General features: G+C 39.7%; 8 protein-coding genes and 4 pseudogenes (1 of these 12 cut by a window edge). 6 read left to right on the top strand and 6 right to left on the bottom strand.

Annotation, left to right across the window (positions count from 1 at the left end; genetic code table 11):
• The 3 genes from JR005_RS00115 to JR005_RS00105 form a co-directional block, all read left to right on the top strand.
• Nucleotides 1-1154, top strand: a 1154-nt coding sequence (locus JR005_RS00115; RefSeq protein ID WP_218665353.1) for an efflux RND transporter permease subunit, incomplete at its 5' end; no start/stop codon positions are given.
• Nucleotides 1155-1393: 239 nt separating this feature from the next.
• Nucleotides 1394-2743: a magnesium transporter gene (mgtE, locus tag JR005_RS00110; RefSeq protein ID WP_218665345.1), complete on the top strand. Its 1350-nt coding sequence runs from the start codon at nucleotides 1394-1396 to the stop codon at nucleotides 2741-2743.
• 131 nt (nucleotides 2744-2874) lie between these two features.
• Nucleotides 2875-3453 (top strand): DUF4112 domain-containing protein, encoded by a 579-nt coding sequence (locus JR005_RS00105; protein ID WP_218665352.1) that lies wholly within the window; start codon nucleotides 2875-2877, stop codon nucleotides 3451-3453.
• Nucleotides 3454-3522: 69 nt separating this feature from the next.
• Here the strand turns inward: JR005_RS00105 and htpX are convergent, their stop codons facing one another.
• Nucleotides 3523-4428, bottom strand: coding sequence for a protease HtpX (gene htpX / locus JR005_RS00100; protein ID WP_004990141.1), 906 nt, complete (start codon nucleotides 4426-4428; stop codon nucleotides 3523-3525).
• A 149-nt stretch (nucleotides 4429-4577) separates the two neighbouring features.
• The gene (locus tag JR005_RS00095) at nucleotides 4578-5438 is read right to left on the bottom strand and encodes a lytic transglycosylase domain-containing protein (RefSeq protein ID WP_218665344.1); all 861 of its coding nucleotides are present in this window, start codon (nucleotides 5436-5438) and stop codon (nucleotides 4578-4580) included.
• Nucleotides 5439-5942: 504 nt separating this feature from the next.
• Between JR005_RS00095 and ttcA the strand changes: the two genes are divergently transcribed.
• Together ttcA and JR005_RS00085 are read left to right on the top strand one after the other, a co-directional pair.
• On the top strand, nucleotides 5943-6848 hold the full coding sequence (gene ttcA / locus JR005_RS00090; protein ID WP_004990137.1) for a tRNA 2-thiocytidine(32) synthetase TtcA: 906 nt from the start codon (nucleotides 5943-5945) through the stop codon (nucleotides 6846-6848).
• A 211-nt stretch (nucleotides 6849-7059) separates the two neighbouring features.
• Complete coding sequence (locus JR005_RS00085) at nucleotides 7060-7443, top strand: SCP2 sterol-binding domain-containing protein (RefSeq protein WP_004990135.1); 384 nt, start codon at nucleotides 7060-7062, stop codon at nucleotides 7441-7443.
• 81 nt (nucleotides 7444-7524) lie between these two features.
• Here JR005_RS00085 and JR005_RS00080 read toward each other — a convergent pair.
• The 3 genes and pseudogenes from JR005_RS00080 to JR005_RS00070 form a co-directional block, all read right to left on the bottom strand.
• Nucleotides 7525-8636: pseudogene (locus tag JR005_RS00080) on the bottom strand (transglycosylase SLT domain-containing protein).
• 433 nt (nucleotides 8637-9069) lie between these two features.
• Complete coding sequence (greB, locus tag JR005_RS00075; RefSeq protein WP_218665351.1) at nucleotides 9070-9552, bottom strand: transcription elongation factor GreB; 483 nt, start codon at nucleotides 9550-9552, stop codon at nucleotides 9070-9072.
• 195 nt (nucleotides 9553-9747) lie between these two features.
• Nucleotides 9748-10801: pseudogene (locus tag JR005_RS00070) on the bottom strand (Rieske 2Fe-2S domain-containing protein).
• Nucleotides 10802-10944: 143 nt separating this feature from the next.
• Between JR005_RS00070 and JR005_RS00065 the strand changes: the two are divergent.
• Nucleotides 10945-11869 (top strand): annotated as a pseudogene (locus JR005_RS00065) (LysR family transcriptional regulator).
• A 47-nt stretch (nucleotides 11870-11916) separates the two neighbouring features.
• Here JR005_RS00065 and JR005_RS00060 read toward each other — a convergent pair.
• Nucleotides 11917-12187, bottom strand: a pseudogene (locus JR005_RS00060) (CerR family C-terminal domain-containing protein); it runs 361 nt beyond the window's last position.

The raw sequence follows: 12187 nt of genomic DNA, 5'->3' as shown, positions 1-12187 counted from the left end.
ATTTTTCAAAAAATAATCAGGCACGAATTAATGTCTTAATGCCGTCAGTGATTCGTGGTTTGGGGAATTCAGATAAAGTGGATTTCTGGATACAGGATGTGAAAGGTTTGGGGCGTGACAAACTGATTGCTAGTTTTCAAAATCTGCAACAGCAAAGTGCAAAGAGTCAACAAGTCAGCAATCTTGATAAAAAAGGTAATGATGATCAGGCAGTATTAAACATTAAAATTGATCATCGGATTGCGATGGCAAATGGTGTCAATGTCAATGATATTAATCGAACTTTATCGACTGCATGGAGTGGAACTTATATCAATGACTTTATTGATCGTGGTCGTATCAAACGGGTTTATTTGCAAGGTGATGCCCCTTATCGTTCTAAACCTGAAGACTTAAGTTACTGGTTTGTCAAAAATACCCAAGGTCAAATGATCCCGTTTAATCAGTTTAGTGCTGTGCAATGGCAAGGTGCACCGCCTTTGTTGGAGCGGTTTATGGGGTATCCTGCGATCGAACTAGAAGCCGATGCCGCCAATGGTTCTAGTACAGGTCAGGCAATGCAGCATATCAGCCAAATGGTTGCTGATATGCCAGATATCGGTTTGGCATGGAGTGGGCTTTCATATCAAGAATTACAATCGAGTCATCAGGCGATTTGGCTATATATCATTTCGATTGCATTTATCTTTTTATGCTTGGCTGCGCTCTATGAAAGTTGGTCGATTCCAACCGTGGTGATGATGGCGATTCCATTAGGCATTGGCGGAACCATTCTGTTTAGTTATTGGTTTAACTTTGCCAATGATATTTATTTTCAAATTGCTTTACTGACCACAATTGGCTTGTCTTGTAAAAACGCGATTTTGATGGTGGAGTTTGCCGCGAACTTGCAAGAGCAGGGTGCCAGTGCAATTGATGCCGCCTTAAAATCTGCGGGTTTGCGCTTACGTCCTATTCTCATGACTTCACTGGCTTTTGGTGCAGGTGTGGTACCGTTGATGTTTTCTACGGGCGCAGGTGCGCTCAGCCGTCAGGCCATTGGTTATAGTGTTTTTGGTGGGGTGTTATTCGGCACGATTCTGGTTCTTCTATTCATTCCATTGATATATGTCGTGATTCGCTCTATGTTTAAATACCAGCCAGCTAAACGATGAAATCAAAAAGATTATCTGATGAAAAACAAAACCAAAAATTGAACCGCTGAATCTTGATAGAAAATTTGATAGCCGTTCAAGTCATCGTTACCTTTTTGATATGTATTCGATCGATTAATTCAGGTAAAAAATAAAATTAAGCCAGACAGAATAGTCTAATTTTTATTCGTGTCTACGCATACTTTATAAGCATAAACAGATGAAGTTTGAAGCACTGCTTCAGTTTTTGAGGGTCGATCATGAATGCTGCGCTTTTGTCTCAAGTCTACGAAGCGATGACTCAATTTGATATTGAGCGAGCTATTACACTGGTTGCGGGCATGAAAAAGGCAGATATTGCCGAAGTGTTAGAACACATGCCAGCACAATTCAGTTGTCAGCTTTTAGAACACTTACCGCGCCGCGCGAAAATCTTTGCCAAAATTGATCCTGCTTATCAAGCTAAGTTGGTACATGAGTTTTCACGAACGAGTTTAGCTGAAATCGTATCTGAAATGCCCTCAGATAAGCGCACCGATTTATTCAAACGTCTGGATTCTCAAGAACAACAAGCTTTACTGCCCGCTTTGGCGCAAGCACAACGCGAAGATATACGCCGTCTTTCGACTTATCAGGAGGAAACCGCTGGCGCAATCATGAGCTCAGAATATGTCACACTAAATCAGGACATGACTGTTGCAGAGGCGATGCAGACGATCAGGTTACAGGCACCTGATGCGGAAACCATTTATGAATCTTATATTATTGATGAAAAACGTCATCTGATCGGGGTAGTGTCATTGCATGAACTGGTTTTAGCGCCCTTACAACAGTTGATTCGAGAGTTAATGAATACCGATGTAATTAGTGCCTATGTGGATGATGATCAAGATGAAGTTGCTAAGAAAATCGCGCATTATGACTTAATTGCACTTCCAGTGATTGACCATCAAGGGACTTTGTTGGGTATTGTAACTTATGACGATGCCATGGATGTCGCCAGTGAAGAAGCCAGTGAGGACTTTTTAAAAGTAGGTGGGGTAGAGGCTTCAGCCCCCAGTTTGAATATCAAGGAAGCATCTCTTTTCTTACTTTATCGTAAAAGAGTATTTTGGCTGGTGATTCTGGTCTTTGGCAGTTTGTTATCAGGGTTAGGGATTTCACATTTTGAATCGGTGATTCAATCTAATATTGTATTGGTTTTTTTCTTGCCATTACTGGTTGGAAGTGGAGGGAACGCAGGCTCGCAATCGGCAACTTTGATGGTTCGTGCTTTAGCCACGGGTGACGTGGTCATGAAAGATTGGTTTAAATTGCTTGGTCGAGAATGTCTGGTCGCCTTAGGATTAGGAATTACCATGGCGATTGCAGTCGCGATATTAGGCTATATTCGTGGCGATACGATGGTCGCATTAGTGCTCATTTTAAGCATGATCGGCATTGTCTTGATTGGTAGTATCATTGGAATGAGTTTGCCTTTTATTTTAGATAAACTCGGTTTAGATCCAGCCAGTGCTTCCGCTCCATTGGTCACTTCGATTTGTGATGCAACAGGAGTGATCATTTATTTATTTATTGCTGCTCAGTTGTTGAATCAAGTGAACATCTAGAGAATTACGATCTACTGACATTTCATTCCTAGTCGCAACATCTGTGAAAGATCACCAGACCCTTGATGAAAGTCAGAACAAAAATACTGGAATGCATTAAACTACTTCAATCCATTTGATTTAGAGTTTTTATGACGGAACAAAAAAAATTAACAGAACACGAAGTCATTAAGCTAGAGCGCGATTTGGCCAAGTTCGCCAATATGATGGATAGCGTGGTGCGTATTCCTTTTACCAAGCAAGGCGTAGGAGCAGATGCCGCCCTAAGTACAATTCCTTTTGCTGGCGATGCAGCAGGATTTGCGCTGACTTGTTATGCCATTTACAAAGCCAGGCAAATTGGCGTACCGCAACATAAGTTGAATCCAGTAATAAAATTGGCTGCGATGGATGCGGTGGTAGGCTGTATTCCAGTCGCAGGAACATTATTTGATATTTTTATTCGCCCGAGTCGTAAGGCACTGGATATCGTACATGAACATATTCGTGAAGAATACCAAATTCAAAGTCAATCACATCTGATACACCCGTATCTGCATGAAGCGCTGGAAAGAAAACAGCAACAGTCTGCATTTTGGCGAAATCCTGTGGTGAGCTGGATTTGGTTGCACTTACCAGATTTGATTGGACTGATTTTTCTAATATTCTTAGTTGCGGGTCTGTGGATGGGAACGCATTATATTTGGTCACTGTATCAAGGTCGTCAGTGATTGTGATCCCATCAATAAAAAATGCCAGTCAATCAGGACTAGCATTTCTCTTTTCATTGCTTCATTAATTTATGGACAATTTAACTGTTGTAACGCAGCAACACGTTGTTCAATGCTCGGATGAGTATGAAACAATGCGGCTAAACTAAAGCCTTGTTCTTTACCTTCAGCAATCGCAAATGCTTTCATTTCTTTTGGCATTTGATCAGGCAGTTCAGATTCAGCTTGTAGGCGTAACAATGCAGAGATCATGGCTTGTTTACCTGCTAAACGTGCACCTGCTTCATCGGCACGGTATTCGCGTTGGCGTGAAAACCATAGCACAATTGTTGAAGCCAAAATACCAAACACGATATCCAGTACAATGGTCACGACAAAATAACCCATGCCTGGCGCTTCGCCGTCTTGACGACCAAATACGTTACGATCGATAAAATCACCAATCACGCGCGCAAAGAACATCACGAAGGCGTTGACGACACCTTGAATCAGAGCAAGCGTGACCATATCACCATTGGCAACGTGACCAATCTCATGAGCCAGTACTGCACGTAATTCGTCTTTATTCATCCGTTCAAGCAAACCACTTGACACAGATACAAGCGCGTCGTTTTTGTTCCAGCCGGTCGCAAATGCATTGGACTGGTAAGAGGGGAAAATTCCCACTTCGGGCATTTGAATGCCTGCACGTTGCGAAAGTTCTGCAACAGTTTGCAATAACCATGCTTCCGCCTGATTACGTGGAGCATTCGGATCGATCAATTCTGTGCCTGTGGTTTTTTTCGCCATCCATTTAGACATGAACAGTGAAACGAGAGAGCCAACCATACCAAACACAAAACAGATGACCAAGAGGTTGCCTAGATTTAAGCCACCCGCGCCATGGTAACTACCGACACCGAAGAGTGACAAAATAATGCCAGCTACAACCAGTACCGCGAGGTTGGTTAGCAAAAACAAACCAATCCGCATCATTGAGTAAATCCTCTTTTAGGGTATTAAAATAAAATACAGCATGATCCTAAAATCATTAGGCTAAATATGAGGGGCTTTTCTTAAAAATTCAAGACCTATTATTTTATTTAAGGAATTTTTAAGTTAACTATTGTATGTGGCCTAACTCTCTAATTTGAAATATGAATTCTAGCAGATGCTGTCGCATTATCAGTCACATAGGTGCCTGGGGCATCGGTAAAACTGTTATTCGACACAGAAATAACCTGACGACTATATTTAGTTGGGTTGTCGGTACGCGGATTAACGGCTGTCGCCGAGCTATTATAATTGGCAGACTGGGCGATAATTTGAGGCGCTGGTGTGGTCGTCGAACTATTACTCACGCCTGAGGCGTAAAGATTGTTAAAGCGACTGGTCACACGGTGCACATAGTCTTGTGTTTCACGAAAAGGGGGAATGCCACCATATTTATCGACATTACCTTCGCCCGCATTATACGCTGCCAATGCGAGTTGAGTATTGCCATTAAAGCGTTTCAGCAACCAGCTTAAATATTTGGCACCGCCAAAAATATTTTCGTAGGGATCATAAACATTAGACACATTAAAACGCTTTGCTGTCGCAGGCATCAGTTGCATTAAACCTTGTGCACCTACAGGTGAGCGGGCATTGGTATTAAAACCAGACTCAGTATGCATGACGGCTTTAATCAAACCTTCAGAAATACCATGCTGTTGAGCCGCCTGACGAATAATTTGATCAAATGCATTCTTATTTTTACTATAGCTTGGTAAAACGGCGGCTTCAGAGTTGCCCCAGTTGCGATAAGAATGAATATTACTGTCTGGATAATACGTGGCTTTAATTTTTGTCAGTGAGCGATCTGAACTTTTTCGATTGGTGAGTAAGGTGCCGCCCTCTCTATCCTTATAAATGTAAATTTGTCCAGCATGCGTAGCTACAGTCATTATGGCTGTAACGACTGACCCCAAAATAAAATGTAAAGAAAAATGCACACTCTTTTTCATTGTATATTATTCGCTGTATCAAAATGTGTAACGTCACGTAATCTAGTTTAACAAAAAAAGTAAATTGGCTAGATTTGATGTTAGTTTTTTTAAAGCTGTTTGACAAATAAAATCAAGTTTTTTTGTCTGAATCTTCATCAAAAAAAAATTAAAAAATATTTTAGAAAAGTCTGCTTGACATGTTTAAAATGTTGAAAAATATAAATAAAAATAATTGATTAAAAAATGATCAATTTAAACAAAAGCCTTATTTTCACATCACAATACTTTGTCAAGCCTAAAGAAATCCACAATTTTATCCACAGGTTTTGTGGAAAACTGTGGAAAAGTCCAAAATATAAGCATCTTGACCAAATCTTACTCAATCAGGCTTAATTTTTTCTTTAAAGCTGACCAGTATAAATCTTAAAAATGACAAAGCAGAGAAATTAAAATTCTTTAGGTGCGCTTCATGGATGAATCGGATAAAATTATGCGGTATTTTTCTTATGGTAACGTGTGTCTATGTACTCGCCAGTTGAGTCCGATCAGGGATTTAATTTTAAACCTGAGCTGCCAACCAGTTCAGCATATTATCGTTTGCTCAAAAAGCTTCGCCGTCAGGTCGGTCATGCGATTCGTGACTTTAAGATGATTGAGGATGGCGATAAAGTCATGGTGTGTGTGTCTGGTGGCAAAGACAGCTACACTTTGCTGGATATTTTATTGCAGTTTAAACGTATCGCGCCGATTAATTTTGATATCGTTGCAGTAAATTTGGACCAGAAACAGCCGGGTTTTCCAGAAGATGTTTTGCCACGTTATATGGAAGAAAATCATATTCCCTATTACATTTTGGAAAAAGACACCTATACCATTACCAAGCGTTTAACCCCTGAGGGTAAAACGTATTGTGCCGTTTGCTCACGGTTACGTCGTGGTTCGCTTTATGGTTTTGCTCAGGAAATAGGGGCGACCAAAGTTGCGCTTGGACATCATCGTGATGATATTATTGCGACTTTCTTTTTAAACCTGTTTCATGGCGGTAGTCTGAAGGCGATGCCACCCAAACTTTTATCTTCAGATAAAAAAAATATTTTGATTCGTCCTTTGGCGTATGTTGAAGAAAAAGACATCATCAAATATGCCGAAATGCGTCAGTTCCCAATTATCCCATGTAATTTGTGCGGTTCTCAGGAAAACCTGCAACGTGCCATGTTGAACGACATGTTACGTGAATGGGACAAACAGTATCCAAAACGCCTACACAGTATCTTTGGTGCTTTGCAAAATGTCTCACCATCACAATTGGCAGATCGAGAATTGTTTGATTTTGAAGTACTTGATTCACAACGCGAATTGGATTTTAAAGACCCTGAAGAAATCAAGAAAAAACTGGATGTTGTTAATCTGAGTTTTGCCGCTGAATAAGCCATTTAAATGCTAACTTACTTATAAGTTAGCATTTTTTTACACAATGAGTTTGAAAATAATCAGAAATGAATGGTGCGTACAAAAAAGGTTAGCTCAAAATAAAAAGAACGTGCTATAACAATGCACAAGCAAATTGCTTCAAAATGATGTTGTCTATGCTTGATTTAGTCAACACAAGGAATTGAACAAATATATTTGAGGAAAAAACATGCCTGCATTTTTAACTGATGACTGGTTTTCTACTGTCGACCAATTAACTGCTGAGGCAGGTGACTTAAATTTACCACCAGCATTGGCGAATTTGGCAATTAATCTTGTTGTTACCGATTCTACTGGCAACACCGAATTAGCTTTAGATGGCGGAAAAATTCAAAAGGGTTTGTCATCAAATGCAAAAACAACGTTGAATATGGATGCTGAAACTCTTCGTAAAGTGTTTCTAGAGTTTGATATGGCTGCAGCTATGCAGGCATTTATGACGGGTAAAATTAAAGTACAGGGTGATATGTCTCAATTGATGGCATTGCAGACTGCTAAACCGAGTCAGGAACAAAAAACTTTGTTCAAAAAAGTGCTTGAACAAACAGCATAATAGTGCGGTATAAAAAAGCTTAGTCCGTCTGGACTAAGCTTTTTTTCTAAACAGCAACAGACTTTAAGATAAATCCAAATATTAAACATCAATCCAGCGTTCACTGGTTTTAATGTGCTCTACATAGGCTCGAATGCGAGTGACATACTGTACAGCCTGACGATAACGACCATTACTGGCTTTATTACGATTTAAATAATCATAAAAACGACCCAGTTATTTGGGTTTTTACCTTGGTTTTGTAAACGCTTCTGGATCTGACTAACGGCACCTGGCCCCATGTTATAAGCCACTAAGGCATACCAGTTACGGTCTGGGTAGGGGATATCCTGATATTGACTGAGCATCAGATCATAATATTTAGCGCCACCTTGAATACTTTGTGCTGGATCAACACGATCGGTTACACCCATCGCCCGTGCGGTATTGTTGGTGAGCATCATCAGCCCACGGACACCTGTAGGTGAAACTGAATTAGGTTTCAAATACGATTCCTGATAACCAATTGCAGCCAGTAGTTGCCAGTCCAAATCATACTTTTCAGCAGTTTTCTTGAAACTTGCCTTATAGATCGGTAAGCGATTATCTAAATCACGTTTAATGGTGGGCCACGATTCAGGTGTAACCACGTTGCGATTATAAAATGACGCTAATTGGCCGGTAATACCGTTTTGTTTGCTTTGACAAATAAATCCACTGGCTGTTTGTGAAAGTGGATCATCGGCATATTTAAATACCCAATTCAGTTGAGTATTTAAACCATTTTTGGCCAAATTGGTGTCGTCACCGCAACTGGCTGAAAATGAAATCAAATGCTTATTTTCGACCGTTTTAAAAGTTGCAGTAGTCATGGCAAAGTTTGCTTTACCTTGTGCAACCATATTTAAGGCGGTCGCATTGTCTTTCACAGTTTTAAAATTCAGCTTAACATTTAAACTTTTTGCATACTGTCTGGTAAGGTCGTAGCCAAAACCATGTAAAAACTGACCTTCTTTGAATACAGTCGTGGGAGATTCAACTGCGACAACGGTGAGTGTACTGCTATTTAAGACATCATTATATTGATGTGTTTTACCCGCATTAATACTATGAAAAGGAATGAGGGCGGTGCTTAGCGCTAAGGCTCTAAATGGGATGGAAGGAAATAGTGAATTTAGGCCAAGCCTCGATCCAGTGGTTGAACTACTGTGCATGTTGTCTCCGCTACAGATAATTTACGCCCTAAAAATCCAGACAAAATGCTTCCAGATTTTCAACAAGTTGGTAAATCCAAGAGGGTGGGCAGTCATGACGTCATTCAAAAAATGACTATAGAAAAACTGACACTATGTAGAAATACTACATAGTTTAAAAAATGACCAAATGTAAGTCAGGGCGAATAATAGTCACCTTGAATCTAAATGTCAAATATTTTGCATAAAAAACATACCGACCAATTGCTAAGTTAATGATTTAAAAAAGAGATGTATTTATATAATTTCTACATGTTGAAATCACGGATAAAATGCTAATTCTTGTAAAGACAATGTTGTGTTTTAGTTGGTGGAGATCATGAAATTTCACTTAAAGAGCATCGTCGGCGCAAAACCAAACCAGTTGGCTTTTTTTAAAGGGCTGGTATGAGATTCATGCAGATGGATCTGAGTAACTGATCCCAATGATATACCAGTTTTTCTTGCCAGAAGGGGTTAAGACCTGTACTTCATCATCGATGCTTTTTCCTAAACAGGCTTTTGCCATAGGTGACTGAAGGGAAATGTAATCTTTGCGACCATAAATTTCTTCATCGCCGACAATACGAAACTGAATGGTTTCTCCGTCATCATTTTCTAACGCCACCCATGCACCAAAATATGCTTTACCGTCTTGTTCGGGACTATATTCAACTTTGTGCGCAACCTCAAAAAGTTTGGTTAAGTATCTGATTCGACGATCAATTTCTCTTAACTTTCTTTTATTGTAGTGGTAGTCTGCGTTTTCAGACCGATCGCCGAGACTGGCTGCCCAAGACACAATACTAGTAATTTCAGGTCGTTCTTTGCGCACCAGATGATTTAACTCATGTTGCAAACGTTGATAGCCTTCCGCTGTTAATAATTTTCGGTTCATCCACCCCTCCATATTTAAAAAAAGTAACTGATTGTACCAGTCTGCAAACTGGTGGTCATTTTTATCTCCAACTAGTTAAAACTGCATTGTAAAGTTTTGACAAGTTTTTTATGTTTTTAGCACTTTGAATAATGGAATGATCACAACCCGAGGTATCTTAAGCATAGGCTGTCGAGTTAAAGCCTAAGCTATACATCATACTGTATAGCGTTTACTCAAGCCTAAGTCCACCAAGATACGACGATACATCGTTGAAGAGCGATCGGCTTCAAAATGTGCTTCCATCATCAAATCAAGCGGTAATTCTTCAGGCTTTTGTGCTTCCACCATGTCTTGATCCTCTGTAAAAATTTGTGCATTAAAGTCGTACACAGCTTGTAAATCACCTGTTGTATCAAAATTACGGGTGAGTGGTACAAATAAACGAGTTTTATTATGAGACATTGGACAGCAAGCATTTAAAATCTTGAGGATTCCATCATGAGGAAAATGTACAGTTAATATGGCCGAAAATGGTGGATAAACATCAAACACACGTTTCCATAAAAAACCTTCAGGAGCTAAATGCTGCAAACCGTGCGGTAGTTACTTACATCGCTGACATATTCTGTTTGGAGGCCATAATCTGTTTTGATAGTTGAATATTTAGGAACGACAGGATTTTCACGGCTCGCAAAAGCTTCGTGATGTACCCATGCAAAATGTGCCACATCAATAAATCCTTCAAGCTGACGACCACTCGAACCTGCGATATCTACATAAGGTGGTAAAATGGCTTGATGAGCTGGATCTTCCATGTATCAAGCACTGGGAAATGAGCAGATTCGACATCGTGGTTTTGGATGCTGGTCCAGATCAGACCATATTTTTGCACAACAGGAAATTTGCTTAGACGAAAGCGATCTGAAATCTTGATCAGCTCTGGCTGCGCAGGTATTTTTGTACATTGGCCTGCTGCGTTATAGCGTAAACCATGATAAGGACACACAATTTCTTCACCTTCCACCCATCCTTTTGTTAAAGGAACACCACGATGTGGGCAAATATCCCGTACCAGATGGATGTCGCCAGATTCAGTTTTATACAATGCCATTTTGACATCTAACAATGTCACTTGTTGCGGTTGAGTTGAAACATCTTCAATGCGAGCTACTGGATACCAATGTTGAGAAAGAATTTCCCAATCCCGATCTTCGAATTGGCTATTGCAGGGTTTATTGATTAAATTGATCACTGGGATGGCATTCATGGCTGCACCTTGTAGATAATTTTGTTGAGATTGGATGCAGTATTGAATAGATGCTGTATATTATCTATTAGAATGATTTGTATAAACTGTTCTAAAAAACAGAATGATCTTAAACGTGATGCATTTGCTAGGCCATGACATTGATGAACGTCCCATTTTCACGCTTTGCTGAGTACTTTTTGGTGGTGGCTGAAACCGAAAATTTACACAAAGCGGCAGAACAGCTTTTTATTTCAGTGTCAGCTGTGCACCGCCAAATAACGCTTGCTGAAGAACAATTAGATATTGCACTTTTGAACGTTTGCCCAATGGTTTAAAACTAACGCTCGCAGGCGAATTACTTTATTCAGATTTATTACGTTGGAAAAAAGAATTTCAGCAAACCCGTATTCGTTTTGATGAGATACAGGGGCTAAAGCGTGGTTCCATCGAATTAGGATTGATTTCTGCTTTAAGTGACGGCTTTGTGATTGAATCCTTGGCCGATTTACAGCAGCAATATCCGTGGATTAGCTTCAATATTCATACCCATGAAAGTAAAGTGATTATTCAAAAAATTATCAACACCGAAATCGATTTTGGTTTGATTTTAGATCCTATCATTCATACTCAACTTGATGTTTTATCTTTCATTGAAATTCCAATCGGTTTTGTCATGAGTCCAGATCATGCTCTTGCTACCCAGTCCAAACTCACACTGGCGGATACCTTTGAAAGTCGTCATATCATGGCAGATGCTCCTTTAATTATTCATGAGCGAGTGATGGCTATGTATAAAAAGCAGCATATCGTGCCTATACATCAAACCCTGACCAATGATATTCGTCTTATGATTTCCATGTTAAAAAGAAATATGGGCATTGCAATTTTAAGTTATCTGGATGTTTACACAGCGGTTGCAAATAAAGAGTTAGTGTTTATTCCGATTCATGAAAAGGGTATTCAGCCTTTAACACTGGCGCTTTGTGCAGGGCAACGTCGTCAACTTTCCAGAATTTCTCAATCTTGATACAACAATTGAGTCGAAAGATGGAAGCATTAAAAGTCCATGTTAACGACCAAAAATAGTTTGTAAGCCTACTAAAGGCTTCACATGAATTAAAAATATCGGTTACTTATGGCTGATTTTGCTTAATGGCTTGTAAACCAGCCAGAGAGAACGTCATGAGATGTTGAAGTAATTGCTGTGAGTCCATCTGAGAAATATTTTGTAGCGGTGTTGGAACATTGTTGCTGGCAATAATCAGCATCATACATGGTGCAACGACACTTAGCACACAAGGCAAAATTGAGGATGGTTTTCATCTAGTCCTGAGACCTGACTGATAATTTGGCGAATATAATGAAATTTTCTGGCACCATCATGTGCCATGAATTGTTCTAAAT

The organism is Acinetobacter sp. Colony158 (assembly GCF_019264745.1).
Taxonomy (GTDB): domain Bacteria; phylum Pseudomonadota; class Gammaproteobacteria; order Pseudomonadales; family Moraxellaceae; genus Acinetobacter; species Acinetobacter ursingii.
Note: the sequence above shows the minus strand (reverse complement) of the source record. Positions and strands in the feature narration are given on the sequence as shown.